The following is a 15,924-nucleotide window of genomic DNA, read 5'->3' on the forward strand; positions in this document are numbered from 1 at the left end:
AGCACTGACCTAGCGTAGGGGTCGTGCGAGGGAAGTTCGGATTCGATCCTTATCTCGCCCTCATCGTGGCGGCCGCCCAGTTCGTCGTCGCGAAGGGGGCGTCCTGGGGGCAGCGGTTCTTCAGGGAGCCGCTCGACCCGTACGCCTACGGGCTGCTGCTGGTCGGGCCGCTGGCGATCCTGCTGCACCGCCGGTTCCCGCTGCTCACGACCGCCGCCGCGCTCGGCGCCTGCGACCTCTACCTGGCGGGCGGGTACGCCTACGGCCCCAGCTTCATCAGCCCCGCGATCCTGCTGTTCCTGCTGGTCACGCGGGGCAGGAGGGCGATGGCCTGGTTCATGGCGGGGATGACGGTGCTGTCGTTCCTCAGCTACGCCTGGCTGATCGGCAACCGCGACCTCTTCCACAGCGTGTGGATCCTCACGTTCATCATGCTGCTCATGGTCGTGGCCGAGCTGGTCAGGATCGTCAGGGAGCGGCGGGCCGAGCGTGAGCGCGTCGCCGAGGAGGAGGCCCGGCGGCAGGCCAGCGAGGAGCGGCTGACCATGGCGCAGGAGCTGCACGACGTGCTCGCGCACAACATCTCGCTCATCCACGTGCAGGCGTCCACCGCGCTGCACCTCATCGACGACAACCCCGACCATGCCAAGACCGCTCTGGCCACCATCAAGACGGCGTCCAAGGAGGTTCTGGGCGAGATGCGCTCGGTCCTGAACGTCCTTCGCGAAGGGGCGCCCCGTTCCCCCACGGCCGGGCTCGACCGCCTCGACGACCTGATCGAGCGTTCGGGCATGGACGTGACGCTCAAGCGCGCCGGCTCGCGGCCGCTGCCGCCGCAGGTGGAGCGGGCCGCGTACCGGATCGTGCAGGAGTCGCTGACCAACGCGGCCAGGTACGCGCCCGGCTCGTCGGTGAGCGTGCGCCTGGAGTACGGCGAGCGCGAGCTGGCCATCCACGTCTCGGACACCGGCGCGACGGCCGCCCCCGTGCTGTCCGAGGCGGGCAGCGGCAACGGCATCCCCGGCATGCGCGAGCGGGCCTCCGCGCTGGGCGGCACGCTGGTCGCCGGGCCGTCCGGCACGGGGTTCCAGGTCGAGGCCCGGCTGCCACTACCCGAGGAGACCTCATGATCAAGGTGCTGCTGGCCGACGACCAGGCGCTGGTCCGGGCGGGCTTCAAGGCGCTGCTCGACGCCCAGCCGGACATGACCGTGGTGGCCGAGGCCGCCGACGGCGCCGAGGCGGTCCGGCTGGCGGGCAAGCACCAGCCGGACGTGGTGCTGATGGACATCCGCATGCCCGGCACCGACGGCCTGACCGCCACCCGGCAGATGCCGCCGGGGCCGCACATCATCATCCTGACCACGTTCGAGCTGGACGAGTACGTCTTCGAGGCGCTGCGCGGCGGGGCCAGCGGCTTCCTGGTCAAGGACACCGAGCCGGCCGAGCTGATCCAGGCGGTCCGGGTGGTGGCGGCGGGGGAGGCGCTGCTGTCGCCGAGCGTGACGCGCCGCCTGATCGCCGAGTACGCCTCCCGGGCCAAGGAGCCGGTCGCCGCCGACGGGCTCGACCAGCTCACCGAGCGCGAACGCGAGGTGCTCGCCCTGGTCGGGACCGGCATGACGAACGACGAGATCGCGGCCAAGCTGTTCATGTCACCGGCGACGGCCAAGACGCACGTGAGCCGGGCCATGATGAAGCTGCACGCCCGCGACCGCGCCCAGCTCGTCGTGATCGCCTACGAGTCGGGCCTGGTCAAGCCGGGCTGGCTGTGAGGTTGAACCACTCCCTGGCCGCCTCCGCGAGCCCGTCGGTGCCCGCCCAGGCGACGTAGCCGTCGGGGCGGATCAGCAGCGCGTCGGCGGGCGGGTCGTCGGCGCGGGTCCTGACCACGTCGATCCAGTCGTCGTCGAGCGTCGCGCCGCCGCCCAGGTCGAGCAGCACGGGCCGGCCCTCGCGCATGAGCTCGGCCACCCGCCGCCCGCCGGCCAGCGCCAGGTCGGGGACGAACCGGCCCACCAGCGGGTGCGCCTCCGGGCCGTACCGTCCCGCCAGCGGGTGCGCCGGGCCGTACCGGACGCCGGAGTCGTGCAGCAGCCCGGCCACGTGCCGCAGCGGCTCCTCGAAGGCGAACACCTCGGTGAGCAGCTCCCGCAGCGCCGCACCGTCCTCGCCCTCCAGCCGGTCGAGCACCGCCTGTGCCCGCGTCTGCATGAGGGCGCGCTCGGCGACCGGCCGCCGTTCGGACTCGTACGTGTCCAGGAGCCCCTCGGAGGCCCGCCCCCGGAGCGCGGCGGCCAGCTTCCAGCCGAGGTTGGCCGCGTCCGTCATGCCGACGTTGAGCGCCGAGCCGCCCGCGGGGAACAGGTGCGCGGCGTCCCCGGCCAGGAACACCCTCCCCGCCCGGTACCGCTCGGCCAGCCGCGCCTGCGCCACCGTGCTGGAAAGCCAGAGGGGCTCCCCCAAGGGCAGGTCCCGGCCCAGCACGCGGCGCACGGCCGCCCGGAAGTCCTCCGGTGTCACGGGACCGTCGCCGGGAGCCCCCTTCTCGCGCACGCCGGCGATCAGCACGCCGTGCTGGAGCGAGGTGAGCAGCAGGCGGCCGTTCGGGGTGCGGTTCCAGCCCGGCGCCAGGCCGTCGGTCTCCAGCGCCTCGAAGATGCCCGTGTCCGCGCCGGTCGCGAAGTGCCCGAGCCGCAGCACCTCGTCGTCGGTCGTGCCGGGGAAGCCGATCCCGGCCTCCCGGCGCACGCCGCTGCGGCCGCCGTCGCAGCCCACCACGTAGCGGGCCCGCATCCGCCTGCGGTCGCCGAGCTCCAGCGTCACCCCCTCCTCGTCCTGGGCCAGCGAGAGCACCTCGCAGCCCCGCCTGATCTCGGCTCCGAGCTCCTCGGCGCGCTCGGCGAGCAGTCGCTCCATCCGGGGCTGCTGGATCATCAGCAGCCGTAACGGCAGGTCGGCCAGCCCCGCGAAGCGCAGCGGCACCGAGCCGAACGGGAACCCGGGCGGCCGCCCGGCGAACGGGCTGCCGGCGCTGAAGCGCTCCAGCAGGCCGCGGTGGTCGAGCAGGTCGACGATCTGCCCGCCCAGGCCGTTGGCCCTGGGCAGCTCGCTCGGCTCCGGTCTCTTGTCCAGCACGATCGGGCGGACTCCCGCCAGGGCCAGCTCGCACGCGAGCATGAGCCCCACGGGTCCCGCTCCCACGATCAACACGTCATCCATGCCTGTCAGGCTAGATTGACAAACGGAGGGCTGTCAATCTAGCCTGACAGGGTGGACGTAACAGAGCTCTCCGAACGGATCAGGTCGAACGACCCGGCCTTGGGCCTGCGGGCGGTGGGCGCGCTGCACCGGCTGGCCGAGCAGGTCGAGGCGGTGTCGGTGGCGCTGGCCAGGGAGCAGGGCTGGACCTGGGAGCAGATCGGCGACGCGCTCGGCATGTCACGGCAGTCGGTGCACGCCAAATACGGGAAGTGAGGGGTTGGCGATGTTCGGTTTTGAGAAGAGCCGCTTCGGCGTGATCGTCAAGGCCGCGTTCGACGAGGCCAGGCAGCGGGGCGACCGGCGGGTGGGCACCGAGCACCTGCTGCTCGGGGTCCTGCACGACGCGGACCTCGCCGACGCCGTAGGTTTGGACGTGGCGGGCGCGCGGGCGGCGCTCGACGAGCTCGACCGGGCGGCGCTGCGCATGCTCGGCCTGGAGGTCGGCGACCTGCCGCGGACGCCGCGCAAGCACCCGCCGGTGCCCGGCACCGCGCTCACGTCGAGCGCCCGCGCCACCATCAACCAGGCCATCAAGGCCACGACGATGAAGACCAGGTCGGCCGAGGCGCCCCGGCAGCTGGTGCTCGCCCTGCTGGCGCAGGGGCGGCCCGATCCGGTCGCGGGGCTGATCGACCACCTCGGCATCGACCGCGTGGCGGTACGCGGCCGCTGCGCGTGATGCCGAGCGCATGACGAAATTTGGTTGAACGTCCGGCCGGGCCGCTGACAAGGTCGAAGAATGAGCCGAACGTACGACGACCTCGTCCGGGAGGCCGCCACGGCCTCCGTGGACGGCTGGGACTTCTCCTGGCTCGACGGCCGGGCCAGCGAGGAGCGGCCCTCCTGGGGGTACGCCAGGCTGCTCGGCGAGCGGATGGCCGGGGCCGGGGCCGCGCTCGACCTCCAGACCGGCGGGGGCGAGATCCTGGCCGGCGTGCCCGAGCTGCCGCCGGTGACCGTGGCCACCGAGTCGTGGCCGCCGAACCTCAAGCTGGCGGCCTCCCGGCTGCGCCCGCGCGGTGCGTGGGTCGTGGCCGACGACGACGAGCCGCGCCTGCCGTTCCGGGACGGCGCCTTCGACCTGGTCACCAGCCGCCATCCGGTGGAGACCTGGTGGGAGGAGATCGCCCGCGTGCTGCGCCCCGGCGGCGCCTACTTCTCGCAGCAGGTCGGGCCGTGGAGCGTCGCGGAGCTGACGCACTACTTCCTGGGCCCGCACGACGGCTCGTCCCGCGACCCGGACCGGGCCAGGGCGGCGGCCGAGTCGGCCGGGCTGGAGGTCGTGGACCTGCGGTTCGAGCGGCTGCGGATGGAGTTCCGCGACGTGGGGGCGGTGATCTACTTCCTGCGGAAGGTGATCTGGATCGTGCCGGGCTTCTCGGTCGAGCGGTACGCGGACCGGCTGCGCGAGCTGCACGACCGGATCGAGGCGGAGGGTCCGTTCGTGGCGCATTCCTCCAGGTTCCTCATCGAGGCGAGGAAACCCGGTGGCCCGGCTGCGTGACGTGGTGGTGGACTGCCGCCACCCGGCGTCCCTGGCCAGGTTCTGGGCGGCGGCGCTCGACGGCTACGCCGTGGCGCCGTACGACGAGGCCGAGCTGACGCGGCTGCGCGGCGAGGGCGTCGAGGACCCCGAGGACGACCCCACGGTGCTGGTCGAGGGCGGGCCGCCGCGGCTGTGGTTCCAGCACGTGCCCGAGCGCAAGCTCGTCAAGAACCGGCTCCACCTCGACCTGTGCGCCGACGACCTCGACGCCGAGATCGGCCGGCTGGTGGCGCTGGGCGCCACGGTGCTGAACACGTACGACGACTGGGTGACGCTCGCCGACCCCGAGGGCAACGAATTCTGCCTGTTCCCTCAGTAGATGAGCTCGTACGCGCTGGGTTTGACCCTTCTGGTGCGCGCCCAGTACTCGAAGGTGAAGCCCGGCCAGATCGTCCGGTTCACGCCGTGCTCGTCCAGATACCACGAGTCGCAGCCGCCCGCGTTCCAGACGAGGGGGTCGAGCCGTTCGCGCAGGCGGCGGGCGAACTCCCGCTGCGCGCCCGGCTTGACGTCCACCGCCCTGGCCTGCGTCCTCGACAGCAGGCGCAGGCAGTCGATGACGTAGCGGACCTGCGACTCGATCATGAACACGACCGAGTTGTGCCCGAGGCCCGTGTTGGGGCCGAGCAGGAAGAACAGGTTCGGGAAGCCGGAGGTGGCGATGCCGTAGTAGGTCTCGATGCCGTCCTGCCAGGCGTCCTGGAGCTTGCGTCCGCCCTTGCCCACGATGTGCTGCTCCTGCAGCGCGTCCACGACCTTGAAGCCGGTGCCGTAGACGATCGCGTCGACCTCGTGCTCGGCGCCGGAGGAGTCCACGATCGAGCGCGGCCTGATCTCGGTGATGCCGTCGGTCACCAGCTCGACGTTGTCCCTGGTGAGGGCGGGATAGTAGTCGCTGGAGATGAGGATGCGCTTGCAGCCGATCAGGTAATCGGGCGTGAGCCTGCGGCGCAGGTCCGGGTCGGGGACCTGGGCTCGGAGATGCCTGAGTGCCAGCTTCTCGTGGGCCTTCATCAGGCGCGGGTCGACGGTGAAGCCGAGCGCCCGCGTCTCCAGGGTCCAGTAGATGGCGTTGCGCATGGTCCTGGCCAGGCCGGGCAGGCCGAGGATCCGGCGGGCGGTGGGGGTGATGGCGAAGTCCGGTTTGGGGTGGATCCACGGGGGAGTGCGCTGGAAGATCGTCAGGTGGCTCGCGGCGGGGGCGATCTGCGGGACGAACTGGATGGCGGAGGCGCCGGTGCCAATGACGGCGACGCGCTTGCCGGTCAGGTCGATCGAGTGGTCCCATTCGGCGGAGTGGAAGGCGGGGCCGGTGAAGGACTCGCGCCCCGAAATTTCGGGAAATTTCGGGATATGTAGGGCGCCGATGGCCGACACGACGGCGTTCACCCGCAACGTCGCCCCGTCGTCCGTGGTGACCGACCAGCCGCGCCTTTCGTCGTCGTACTCAAGGGCGACGACGCGCTTGCCGTACCGGATGTGCGGGGTCACGCCGTACTTGTCGGCGCACGAGCGCATGTAGTCCCAGATCTCCTCCTGCGGGGAGAACAGGCGGGACCAGCCCGGGTTCAGCTCGTACGAGTAGGAGTACATGTGCGAGGGGACGTCGCACGCGCACCCGGGGTAGGTGTTGTCCCGCCAGGTGCCGCCCAGGTCGGCGGCCTTCTCCAGGATGACGAAGTCGTGGTACCCCGCCTCTTTGAGCTTGATGGCCATGCCGATCCCGGCGAACCCGGACCCGATGATCGCTAACCCTGGCATGTGACCTCCCCGGGCGGCGCTTATTGGACGCTGAATCCAATGTAATGACTTTGTCGCACCGAGGTCCAGCGCCGTCCCCGCCGGGACGGCGCCGCTCCTGTCGCCGGACGGAGCAGGTCACCTACCCTGGCGGGCGGCCTTGCCACCGGCGCCGAAGAAGAAGATGGCCGCGGCCAGACCCAGCACGGCGACGAGCGCGTCGGCGACCAGCGTGAGGGTGGGCAGGGTGATGAACGGGCTCACCGCCTTGAACAGGACCGAGACGATGACGATGATGGTGGCGAAGATCCGGACGGCGCCGCCGCCGCGCAGCGCCAGCCAGGCGAGCAGGACGAGCACGAGCGACCAGAAGATCGTGCTGTAGGCGAGCCCGGAGTAGATCATCTGGAGGCTCTCGAACCGGTCGCTCTGGACGTCGACCTCGTCGGGGCTTATGGGGGCGGAGCCCATGTTCGAGTTCGCGGCGATCTGCTCTTTGATCGCGTCCGTGCCGGAGACGATGATTCCGATGGCGCTGATCACGTTGAGCGTCGCGGTGGCGATGGCCGCGTACACCGCCCGGGTTAAGTTCGCCGGCCTCTGGGGGGCGCCGGCGGTGCGCGGGTCTTCGAAGTGGGCGCGTGCCTGGGGTTCGTACATGGACATGCGGATCTCTTTTCTGAACGTTGTGCGTATCGACGACGCGGTGATTCGCCGACGCCGCGATCGTCAATGCCGCGTGCCTTTCTCGCGGCCCTGAGAGGTATAGCAGATTCGCCCGGACTGTGCGGGCGATGACGTAATTCCGGAGCCGCCCACGATGGCAATCCCCGCCTTTCAGTCCGGCTGGGGAAAGTGGCTTTCCAGGCGATGATCCCATCGCTCACCTGCGGCGGAAGGCGTGTGGAAGAAAAACGGAAGAGTGGCGCTCTAATGTCCTGCGACATCAGCCGGGCTCATGTCGCCGACCGCGAAAAAAGGCTCAAGGCGATTGATGTGCGTAATGGCGCGCAATAAATTCTCCCTGGCCGGCGCCGGCCTCATGAATTGATGCCTCGTATCGCACGCGACAGCATTGGCCGGTGCGTGTGGTGACCGCGTGGAGAGAGTCGAGGAAGCGTTCGACGGCGCCGGTCGCAGTGGCCTGGCCGGCGGATGGCCTCGCGGGGCCGGGCGCGCCGGGGAAGGCGGCCAGGGCGGGCGGCGAGGCGGGCGGACCTAGACCTGGGGTGACCTGTGCGGCAGGTAGGAGAAATTCACTGCCGAAGGCTGGCACGTCGTTGGGCCGGCCCAAGGGATGATTGCGTGAACGGCGAGAACCCGCCACGGCCCCCGCGGCGGGTCGATCAGATCTGGGGCTACTTCAGCAGGAGGAAGGCGGCGACGCCGACGATCACGATCGCGACGACGACCGCGATGATCGGCACGAGGGGGGACTTCTTGGGGGCGGCGGCGGCTTCCTGCTCGCGACGCTGCGCGAAAGCCTTGAACTGCTGGGTGCTGCCCGAAGGGTCGATATGCTGGTCAGACATGGCCAGCAGCCTAGCGCGAGCGCCTGTGTCGTTTGCACTGTTTGTTGGTATCCATAGGCATGGGCTGATTAGGGGACCACCCCACCCGGCGGATAGCTTTGAAGCATGTTGAGGACCCTGCTCTCGCCCCGTCTCATGGGGTTGCACCTGCTCACGATCGGGGTCCTCGTCGCGTTCATCCTGCTCGGGCGCTGGCAGCTCGGCGTTTTCCAGGATTCGGGCAAGCCGCACTCCGCCACCGATCCCGGCCCCGTCGCGGTCGGCACGCTCGCCCAGGTGGGCCCGCAGCTGAGCGGTGAGGCCGTGGGCCGCAGGGTCACGGCGGAGGGCGTCTACGAGGCCGGCCGCCAGCTCCTGGTCGCCGACCGGCAGGCCGACGTCGACGCCCCCGGCGGCAACGTCTCGCGCGACCGGGGCTACTGGGTGCTCACGCCGCTCCGGCTCGACGACGGCACGTTGATGCCCGTGGTGCGGGGCTGGACGGCCAAGGCGGACGACCCGGCGGTCTCGGCGGTGCCGCAGGGCAAGGTCACGGTGGCCGGGCGGCTGCGGCCGCAGCAGGGCACCGACAGCGTGCAGCGGCGTGCGGAGGGTCTGCCCGCCGGTCAGGTGCAGACGGTGTCCACGGGCGAGCTGGTCAACCTGTGGAGCGGCCAGCAGGTACGCACCGGTTTCGTCGTGGCGCAGCCGCCGTCCGGCTCGCTGGCGCAGGTCAAGGTCGAGCCGCCGGTGGTCGGTGGCACGCTGACCTGGCGTAACCTGGCATATGCCGCCAACTGGTGGATCTTCGCGGGATTCGCCGTATTCATGTGGTTCCACTTCGTACGCGATGCCGTACGAACCGATCGGGATCGTGCCAAGTCCCCTGAGATGGCTCTGGAAGGTTAATCGTGGAATCGGCTCTGAAGCCCTTCCGGGTGCTCGCGTACGTGGTCGGCTGCATGCTGCTCGTGCTCTGCGTGGCCATGGTGGTGCGTTACGGCTTCGGTGACCCGACGCTGTCGAAGGTCATCGCGCCCATCCACGGCGGGCTCTACATGCTCTACCTGGTCGCGGTCATGAACCTGGGCATGAAGGCGCGCTGGACGTGGCAGTACATGCTCGGCGTCATGGTCGGGGGCACGGTGCCGTTCCTGTCGTTCTACATCGAGCGCCGGGTGACTCAGCGCGTGCAGACGGAGCAGGCGGCGGCGACGGCGGACGCCTGAGCCCGCGGGGACGCCCGGGTCCCAGAGCCCGCGGCGGAGGCCGCCTCCCGGCCCCCGCCGCGCGGGGGTTCAGCGGCCGATGCCGCGCCTGCGGGCCCTCTTGAGCCGCTCGCGCTGCGACGGGTCGAGCATCAGGTAGCCGACCACAGGGGCGGCGATCACGCCGAGTACGACCAGCAGGGTGACCCATCCGGTCCCGAAAACGATCAGCGAGAGCAGAACCGCGGCGCCGGCGCCAATGGCGTACTTCTGGATTGGCGACATACTCAACTTCCTCCGCTTCCGAACACGGAGCGCGTGCCCCGCCTCTCCTACATTCTGCGTCGCCCGTCCAACGAGTGAGTCATCGCTTTGGTTCCAATCGCGATGTATCTCAATGGGTGCTCCGTACCGACTGGAGGTCGCGGCGGAGCTCGTCCGGAGTGGGACGTTCCAACGGATTACCTGACAAAAGCCGAAACAGTACGGGGGCCAGCGCCCCCGCTCTGGTCAGCGGCGCGCCGGGCGAGGGCGGCACGCCCTCGACGGCGGTGAAGAGCGTGGCGCCCAGGGACCACAGGTCGGCGGCCAGGGTGGCGGAGGCCTCCGGGGCCGTGTAGGCCGGGAGCGTTCCCGACCTCAGCAGCGGGGTCAGGTGGGCCCGGCCCCGGTCGTCGATGAGGACGTTGCCGGGCTGGATCCCGCCGTGGAACGCCTCCCGGGCCTGGAGCTGCTCGATCAGGGCGAGCCCCATCGCGGCCACCACGGGGATCGGCAGCGGCCCGAACAGCCCGATGATCACGTCCAGCGGGCGGCTCACGGCCAGGAGCTCCAGGGTCTCGCGGATCACGTCCGTCGCCGGGGGCCCGGCCGGGTGGAGCATGGCCCTGATCAGCGTCCTGAGCGGGTCCGCGCCCTGCGCGGGCACCTGGCCGGGCGGGCGGCCCTCCACCGCGAAGTGCAGCGTGGCGGCCAGGGCCCACAGGTCCGCTGAAGGAAGCATGCTGAGGCTCGGGAAGCCGAAACCGGTGAGCACCGCCCGGCCTGTCGGGGTGAGCAGGACGTTGCCGGGCTCCACGCGCCCGTGCACGATCCCGGCCTCGTGCGCCGTCGTCAGGGCGGACAGGACGCAGACGCCGACCCTGGCCGCCTGCGCGACCGGCAGCGGGCCGCGGGCGCGTACGGTCTGCTCCAGCGACGCTCCCGACACGAACTCCATGACCAGCCACGGCGTCTGGTCCTCGATCACCACGTCGAGCACCCGCACGATCGAGGCGTGCCGGAGCCCGGCGGCGCGGTGGGCCTCCTGCAGGGCGGCGTCGCGCAGCTCGGCCGGGACCCGCAGCTCCCTGACCGTGACATCGCGGTGCTCCGACTCGTCGAAGGCCAGCCGGACGGAGCCCGCGGCCAGGGGATTCAGCAGCCGGTAGCGACCGGCCAGCTTCCGGCTCTCACCCATGTCGAGGTGCACGATAGCGCAAGGGTGTCACGTCGCGTCACTGGCCAGCCAGGCCTCATGTGCCTCGTACAGTCTGCGCCAGAGCTTCTCCTTCTCCGGGCCGCTCACGTCGGTGAGCGGGAGCAGGAAGATGTCGGCCAGCGCCGCGTAGTAGTCGCGGGCGTTGTCCAGGGTGACCGAGAGCGTCCGGCCGCCGATGCGCTTCAGCAGGAGCCCGCGCAGGCTGTCCACGCCGTACGCGTCCCGCCGCTGGACGGTGGCGATGCGCACGAACCCGGACGTCGGCGACGTCGTCAAATGCCGGTGCATATCGACGAACGCCGACATGTCCGTCGGGGCCGGGCCGAAGTCCATGCCCTCGAACGAGCCGCTCGGATCGTGCTCGAACCGCCAGCCGCCCGGCGCGACCTCCGACGGGCGCAGGACGTACGTGAAGGGCCCCTGCTCGTAGGTGCCCTCGACCAGCGGCAGCGGCTCGTGGAAGCCGTCCCCGAGACCGAGGTCGACCAGCCACCCACCGCCCGGATTGTCGTGCGACGGCAGGCCGCGCACGGTGAGCACCAGGTGGTTGGCGGTGATCCCGGGCTCGTCGCCGCGGTTCTGGACCCCGCCGACGTGCCTGGTCACGTCGTACCCCAGCGACCTGATCAGCTCGGAGAACGCGCCGTTGAGGTGGTAGCAGTAGCCGCCGCGCCCCCCGATGATGCGCTCGGCGGACTCGACGGGATCGACGGTGGTGGGGCGATCGAGCCAGATCTCCAGCGCCTCGTACGTGACCTTCTCGAGGTGCGCGGCGTGGAGCGCCCGCAGGTTCTCTGCGCTGGTGGGGGCGTTGAGGAGGCTGGGCAGGCCGATGCGGCGGAGGTATCCGGCTGTGTTCACCAGCCAAGTCTGCACTGTATGTGCACAAATTTAGGAGTGTCGTCTGCACAGCGCGCTCCTAGGCTTTCGTACGTGGCAGAGCAGCGACGCATCCTCGTGGTCGAGGACGATCAGACGATCGCGCTGGCCGTACGGAACCGGCTGGCCGCCGAGGGCTTCGACGTCAGGGTGGCCGGCGACGGGCAGGACGCCCTGATCCAGTACGGCAAGGCGGAACCGGACCTGGTGATCCTCGACCGGCTGCTGCCGGGGCTCGACGGGTTGGAGGTGTGCCGCCGCATGCAGGCGGCCAGGCCGGTGCCCGTGCTCATGCTGACCGCGCTCGGCGAGGAGACCGACGTCCTGGTCGGGCTCGGCGTGGGGGCGGACGACTACCTGGCCAAGCCGTTCAGCATGCGCGAGCTCGTGGCCAGGATCCACGCGCTGCTGCGCAGGGTCGAGCGGGCGGCCCAGCTCGCGGCCGAGGACACCGTGATCAGGGTCGGCGAGGTGGAGATCGACACCGCGGCCCGCCGGGTGTTCGTCGGGGGCGCGGAGGCGCAGCTCACCAGGACGGAGTTCGACCTGCTGCGCCGGTTGGCGGAGCGCCCGGGGCAGGTGTTCGAGCGCGACCGGCTGCTGTCGGACGTGTGGGGCTTCTCGGAGGCGGCGGCGACCAGGACCGTCGACAGCCACGTCCGGGCGCTGCGCCGCAAACTGGGCTCCGACGTGGTGCGCACGGTGCACGGCGTCGGCTACGCCCTGGTGCGACGATGAGGCCGCTCGACTTCCTCGGCCGCATCAAGGTCAAGCTCGGCATCGTGATCGTGCTGGCCGTGGGGACCGCGTTCGTGGTGAACGAGGTCGGGATCAACTCCGGCCTGTCCCGCGAATTACGCATCGCGGTCGCCGTGGTCCTGGCGTTGATCATGGTGCAGCTGCTCGCCATGGGGATGACCAAGCCGCTGCGCCAGATGGCCAGCGCCGCCCAGACGATCGCCAAGGGCCTGTACGGACTGCGCGTGACCGCCACGTCGCGTGACGAGGTCGGGGAGCTGGCCAGGGCGTTCAACGCGATGGCCGCCGACCTCGGCGAGGTGGACCGGCAGCGGCGCGAGCTCATCGCGAACGTCAGCCACGAGCTCCGCACTCCCATCACCGGCCTGCGCGCGGTCCTGGAGAACGTCGTGGACGGCGTCTCCGCCCCCGACCCCGTCACCATGCGGACCGCCCTCGCCCAGACCGAGCGCCTCGGCCGCCTCGTGGCCCAGCTCCTGGACCTGTCGCGGCTGGACTCGGGCGTACGCCTGATCGAGCCCGAGGCCATCGAACTGGCGCCGCTGGTCGAACAGGCGGTGCGCGAGGGGGCGCTGGCCCGCGACGACGTCGTGATCCGGGCGTCGGTCCCCGCCGGCCTGGTGGTGCGCGCCGACCCCGACCTGCTGGCGCAGGTCCTGGCGAACCTCCTGGACAACGCGGTACGGCACAGCCCCTCGGACGGGGTCGTGACCGTGACCGTCGGGGCGGAGCGGGCCGGGGTGCGGCTGGCCGTCGCCGACCAGGGGCCGGGGATCCCGGTGGCGGCCAGGGGGCGCGTGTTCGAGCGCTTCTCCCGGCTCGACGCCGGGCGGGCGGCCGACTCCGGGGGTGCCGGGCTGGGGCTGGCCATCGTGAAGGAGATCGTCGAGCTGCACGGGGGCTCCATTCGCATCGACGACTGTGCGGGATGTCGCATGGTGGTCGATTTACCAGGGAGGACGACGATGGGGGATGTGCCGCTGGAGGGCGGCGAGCGGGGGACGGGGAGCGAGCAGCTGCCGGAGGCCATGGAGGTCGCGGCCTCGACGACGGCTGGTTCCGAGACCCGCGATCGCGTCGCAGAGGGGGAGCTGGTGGCTACGGCCTCGGCCGGTGACGGCCCCGAGACGGCCGGCCCCGCTGCCGGTCCGGCGGTCTCGGCGGTCCCGGCGATGGCTGGACCCGCTGCCGGTCCGGGGGTCCCAGTGATGGGCGGTGCGCCTGCCGGTGCCGCGGGGGGACGTGTCGCTGCCGATGACGGCGCCGCCGACGCTGGGGCCGTGGTGGCGGGGGGAACGTCGCGTGACGCCATCGTGGTGGCGGGGACGGCGGCCGACGCGGCCGGGGGCGGTGCGGCTTCCGGCGAAGTTTCCCGTGACGCCGCCGGACTCGCCGCGCTCGCAGCCCTGGCCACGGTCGGCACGCCCGGCCGCGACGCCGCCGAGAACGAGAAGGCGGGCGCCGTCGTCGCCCCTGGAGTCGCGGCAGGCGTGGGATGGCCCCTCACCGCTGGCGTGGGTGCGTCCGGTGGTGGCGTTGTCGCGGGGGGCGGTGGGCGGGGTGCTGGGGTGCCGGCGGGTCCGTCGCCGGGTAGCGCGTTCGTCAGGGTGATCGGGGGCGCGGTCGTCGGGGTGCTGGTCGGGTTCCTGGCCGGCCTGTTCGCCGCCGTGCTCGTCAGCCTGACCGTCAGCGACGGGATGGCCCTCGTCACGCTCGTCATGTGCACCGCCCTCATGGGCGCGGTGGGCGCGGGGATGGGGGCCGGGTCCGGACGCCGGGCGGCCGTGGCGGCCTACCAGTCGGCGCAGGTCGCGGCGTACGAGTCGGCGGCCCAGGCGGCGGGGCTCACGGCCACGGGGCAGACGGCGGGGATCACGTCCGCGGGGCAGACGGCGGGGAACACGGCCGCGGCCCAGGCGGCGGGGACCACAGCCGCGGGGCACGCGGGCGGAAACACGGCGGCGGGGCAGGCGGCGGGGATCACGACCGCGGGGAACACGGCGGTGGGGAGTCCGCAGGGGACGGCGCCGTACCGGAATCAGGGAGGGCCGCCACCCTACGTGCCACCGCCCCTCTTCCCCAGGCCCGAGCTGCCCGACTCGCCCCGCTGGCTGCTGCCCGCGGCCGCCGGGGCCGGGGTGTTCGCGGCGGTGGCGTTGCCCGAGGCGCAGGTCGGGCTGGGGATCGTGCTGGTCGCCGTGGTCCTGGGCGCGGCCGCGCTGCCCGCCGTGGTGCGGCGGATGACGCCGTGGACGGTGGCGTTCGGGCTGACGGCGTACTTCCTGATCTCGATGGCGGCGGTGCGCGACGCCGACTGGCTGGTCGGGATCCTGCTCGTGGCGGGGGCCGGTCTGGGCGCGCTGGCCGTGTCGGGAGCCGGGGCCGGGTGGCTCGGCGTGGTCAGGGGCGGCGTGTCCGTGCTGCTGGCGCTCGGCCCGGTGCCGTGGTTCCTGGCCCAGCCGCTGAAGAAGCTGTCCGCCAGGCGGCGCGTCATGCCGATGCTGGCCGCGCTGGGCATCACGGCGGTGCTGCTGCTGGTGTTCGGGCTGCTGTTCGCCTCGGCGGACGCGGTGTTCGCCTCCTTCCTGGAACGGCTGACGACCGCGCCGGACTGGGCGGAGTCGGCGCCGCAGCGGATCTTCCTGTTCGCGCTGTTCGCCGTGCTGCTGGCCGCCGTGGTGCTGGTCGCGCTCAGGCCGGTGGTCGACCCCGTGGGGCCGGAGACGAAGTTCAGTGTGAGCAGGAGTGTCTGGATCGTGCCGCTGACAGCGGTGAACCTGCTGTTCGCCTCGTTCGTGGCGGTGCAGATCACGGCGCTGTTCGGCGGCAACACCTGGGTGCTGAAGACGGCCGGGCTCACCTACGCCGAGTACGCCAGGCAGGGGTTCTTCCAGCTCGTGGTGGTCAGCGTGTTCGTGCTGGGCATCGTGGCGGTGGCCAGCGGGCTGCTCAAGGTCGAGCGGCGCGAACGCTGGCTGCTGGCCGTGCTGCTCGGCGTGCTGTGCGGGCTGACCATGGTGGTGCTGGCCTCCGCCCTGCACCGCATGAACCTCTACACCGAGGCGTACGGCCTGTCCCGGCTGCGCCTGTCCGTGCAGGCCACGGTGTGGTGGCTGGGCACGCTGTTCGCGCTGGTGCTGCTGGCGGGGGCGGCTCGGTTCCTGGGCCGCGGCTCCGGCTGGCTGCCGCGTACGGTCGTGCTGGTCACCGGGCTGGGCCTGGGCGCGTTCGCCATCGTGAACCCCGATCTCCAGGTCGCCCACACGCAGGTCGAGGTGCGCGGCGTGAGCAAGCTGGACTCCGACTACCTGGGCGATCTCGGCGCGGAAGCCGTACCGGCCCTGGACAAGCTGCCGGAGCCGCAGCGCAGCTGCGTGCTGGCCGACGTGGTCGCGGCCAACGGCCTGTCCCGCCCCGACCCCTGGAACGGCTGGAACCTCGACCGGGCCCGGGCCCGCGCCGTGCTGGCCGCCCGGCCGATCGACAAGTCCGTGCAATGCCCTCCGGCGTATTCGCGCGGCTCTGATTGAATCTTGGG

At 71.6% G+C, this 15,924-nt stretch carries 17 protein-coding genes; 10 read left to right on the top strand and 7 right to left on the bottom strand.

Annotation, left to right across the window (positions count from 1 at the left end; all coding sequences use genetic code 11):
• Positions 1-23 precede the first annotated feature (23 nt).
• Both HD596_RS64830 and HD596_RS21295 read left to right on the top strand, forming a co-directional pair.
• Positions 24-1,130, top strand: a complete 1,107-nt coding sequence (locus HD596_RS64830; RefSeq protein WP_185071096.1) for a sensor histidine kinase — start codon at positions 24-26, stop codon at positions 1,128-1,130.
• Positions 1,127-1,774 (top strand): response regulator transcription factor, encoded by a 648-nt coding sequence (locus tag HD596_RS21295; protein WP_185071097.1) that lies wholly within the window; start codon positions 1,127-1,129, stop codon positions 1,772-1,774. The genes HD596_RS64830 and HD596_RS21295 overlap by 4 nt, the downstream gene beginning before the upstream one ends.
• On the opposite strand, the gene HD596_RS21300 is transcribed toward HD596_RS21295, so the two are convergent.
• Positions 1,755-3,221 carry an FAD-dependent monooxygenase gene (locus HD596_RS21300; RefSeq protein WP_185071098.1) on the bottom strand — a complete coding sequence of 489 codons (1,467 nt, stop codon included), beginning with the start codon at positions 3,219-3,221 and terminating at the stop codon, positions 1,755-1,757. The genes HD596_RS21295 and HD596_RS21300 overlap by 20 nt on opposite strands.
• Positions 3,222-3,272: 51 nt before the next feature.
• Between HD596_RS21300 and HD596_RS21305 the strand changes: the two genes are divergently transcribed.
• Genes HD596_RS21305 through HD596_RS21320 form a run of 4 tightly spaced genes read left to right on the top strand, consistent with a single transcriptional unit; the run spans position 3,273 to position 5,128 of the window.
• The gene (locus HD596_RS21305) at positions 3,273-3,476 is read left to right on the top strand and encodes a helix-turn-helix domain-containing protein (RefSeq protein ID WP_185071099.1); all 204 of its coding nucleotides are present in this window, start codon (positions 3,273-3,275) and stop codon (positions 3,474-3,476) included.
• A gap of 10 nt (positions 3,477-3,486) precedes the next feature.
• On the top strand, positions 3,487-3,942 hold the full coding sequence (locus tag HD596_RS21310) for a Clp protease N-terminal domain-containing protein (RefSeq protein ID WP_185071100.1): 456 nt from the start codon (positions 3,487-3,489) through the stop codon (positions 3,940-3,942).
• 60 nt (positions 3,943-4,002) lie between these two features.
• Entirely contained in the window at positions 4,003-4,767 is a 765-nt protein-coding gene (locus tag HD596_RS21315) for a class I SAM-dependent methyltransferase (protein ID WP_185071101.1), read from the top strand.
• Complete coding sequence (locus HD596_RS21320) at positions 4,751-5,128, top strand: VOC family protein (protein WP_185071102.1); 378 nt, start codon at positions 4,751-4,753, stop codon at positions 5,126-5,128. Before HD596_RS21315 ends, HD596_RS21320 begins: the two co-directional genes overlap by 17 nt.
• On the opposite strand, the gene HD596_RS21325 is transcribed toward HD596_RS21320, so the two are convergent.
• The 3 genes from HD596_RS21325 to HD596_RS21335 form a co-directional block, all read right to left on the bottom strand.
• A complete protein-coding gene (locus HD596_RS21325) occupies positions 5,122-6,570 on the bottom strand; it encodes a flavin-containing monooxygenase (protein ID WP_185071103.1) in 1,449 nt (482 codons plus the stop codon). The genes HD596_RS21320 and HD596_RS21325 overlap by 7 nt on opposite strands.
• Positions 6,571-6,687: 117 nt before the next feature.
• Complete coding sequence (locus HD596_RS21330) at positions 6,688-7,215, bottom strand: hypothetical protein (protein WP_185071104.1); 528 nt, start codon at positions 7,213-7,215, stop codon at positions 6,688-6,690.
• 692 nt (positions 7,216-7,907) lie between these two features.
• Positions 7,908-8,081, bottom strand: coding sequence for a hypothetical protein (locus HD596_RS21335; protein ID WP_185071105.1), 174 nt, complete (start codon positions 8,079-8,081; stop codon positions 7,908-7,910).
• Positions 8,082-8,186: 105 nt separating this feature from the next.
• On the opposite strand from HD596_RS21335, the gene HD596_RS21340 reads away from it, so the two are divergent.
• A complete protein-coding gene (locus HD596_RS21340; RefSeq protein WP_185071106.1) occupies positions 8,187-8,969 on the top strand; it encodes an SURF1 family protein in 783 nt (260 codons plus the stop codon).
• A gap of 2 nt (positions 8,970-8,971) precedes the next feature.
• The gene (locus HD596_RS21345) at positions 8,972-9,289 is read left to right on the top strand and encodes a DUF3817 domain-containing protein (RefSeq protein WP_185071107.1); all 318 of its coding nucleotides are present in this window, start codon (positions 8,972-8,974) and stop codon (positions 9,287-9,289) included.
• 69 nt (positions 9,290-9,358) lie between these two features.
• Here HD596_RS21345 and HD596_RS21350 read toward each other — a convergent pair whose 3' ends face one another.
• The 3 genes from HD596_RS21350 to HD596_RS21360 form a co-directional block, all read right to left on the bottom strand.
• A complete protein-coding gene (locus HD596_RS21350; RefSeq protein ID WP_185071108.1) occupies positions 9,359-9,553 on the bottom strand; it encodes a tail-anchor membrane protein in 195 nt (64 codons plus the stop codon).
• 109 nt (positions 9,554-9,662) lie between these two features.
• The gene (locus HD596_RS63820) at positions 9,663-10,727 is read right to left on the bottom strand and encodes a protein kinase domain-containing protein (RefSeq protein WP_185071109.1); all 1,065 of its coding nucleotides are present in this window, start codon (positions 10,725-10,727) and stop codon (positions 9,663-9,665) included.
• A gap of 27 nt (positions 10,728-10,754) precedes the next feature.
• Positions 10,755-11,609 carry an arylamine N-acetyltransferase family protein gene (locus HD596_RS21360; RefSeq protein ID WP_185071110.1) on the bottom strand — a complete coding sequence of 285 codons (855 nt, stop codon included), beginning with the start codon at positions 11,607-11,609 and terminating at the stop codon, positions 10,755-10,757.
• Between the two features lie 72 nt (positions 11,610-11,681).
• Between HD596_RS21360 and HD596_RS21365 the strand changes: the two genes are divergently transcribed.
• Both HD596_RS21365 and HD596_RS21370 read left to right on the top strand, forming a co-directional pair.
• The gene (locus tag HD596_RS21365) at positions 11,682-12,365 is read left to right on the top strand and encodes a response regulator transcription factor (protein WP_313044633.1); all 684 of its coding nucleotides are present in this window, start codon (positions 11,682-11,684) and stop codon (positions 12,363-12,365) included.
• Positions 12,362-15,916 (top strand): DUF4153 domain-containing protein, encoded by a 3,555-nt coding sequence (locus tag HD596_RS21370; protein ID WP_185071112.1) that lies wholly within the window; start codon positions 12,362-12,364, stop codon positions 15,914-15,916. The genes HD596_RS21365 and HD596_RS21370 overlap by 4 nt, the downstream gene beginning before the upstream one ends.
• The last annotated feature ends 8 nt before the right edge of the window (positions 15,917-15,924 follow it).

Origin of the sequence: Nonomuraea jabiensis (genome assembly GCF_014204795.1) — a bacterium.
GTDB classification, from domain to species: domain Bacteria; phylum Actinomycetota; class Actinomycetes; order Streptosporangiales; family Streptosporangiaceae; genus Nonomuraea; species Nonomuraea jabiensis.

Bases quoted from the DNA above. Each gene is read 5' to 3' on its own strand.
- HD596_RS21370 (WP_185071112.1), top strand. From the start codon at position 12,362: ATGAGGCCGCTCGACTTCCTCGGCCGCATCAAGGTCAAGCTCGGCATC.
- HD596_RS21335 (WP_185071105.1), bottom strand. From the start codon at position 8,081: ATGTCTGACCAGCATATCGACCCTTCGGGCAGCACCCAGCAGTTCAAG.
- HD596_RS21295 (WP_185071097.1), top strand. From the start codon at position 1,127: ATGATCAAGGTGCTGCTGGCCGACGACCAGGCGCTGGTCCGGGCGGGC.
- HD596_RS21310 (WP_185071100.1), top strand. From the start codon at position 3,487: ATGTTCGGTTTTGAGAAGAGCCGCTTCGGCGTGATCGTCAAGGCCGCG.
- HD596_RS21315 (WP_185071101.1), top strand. From the start codon at position 4,003: ATGAGCCGAACGTACGACGACCTCGTCCGGGAGGCCGCCACGGCCTCC.
- HD596_RS21350 (WP_185071108.1), bottom strand. From the start codon at position 9,553: ATGTCGCCAATCCAGAAGTACGCCATTGGCGCCGGCGCCGCGGTTCTG.
- HD596_RS63820 (WP_185071109.1), bottom strand. From the start codon at position 10,727: ATGGGTGAGAGCCGGAAGCTGGCCGGTCGCTACCGGCTGCTGAATCCC.
- HD596_RS21340 (WP_185071106.1), top strand. From the start codon at position 8,187: ATGTTGAGGACCCTGCTCTCGCCCCGTCTCATGGGGTTGCACCTGCTC.
- HD596_RS21325 (WP_185071103.1), bottom strand. From the start codon at position 6,570: ATGCCAGGGTTAGCGATCATCGGGTCCGGGTTCGCCGGGATCGGCATG.
- HD596_RS21330 (WP_185071104.1), bottom strand. From the start codon at position 7,215: ATGTCCATGTACGAACCCCAGGCACGCGCCCACTTCGAAGACCCGCGC.
- HD596_RS21300 (WP_185071098.1), bottom strand. From the start codon at position 3,221: ATGGATGACGTGTTGATCGTGGGAGCGGGACCCGTGGGGCTCATGCTC.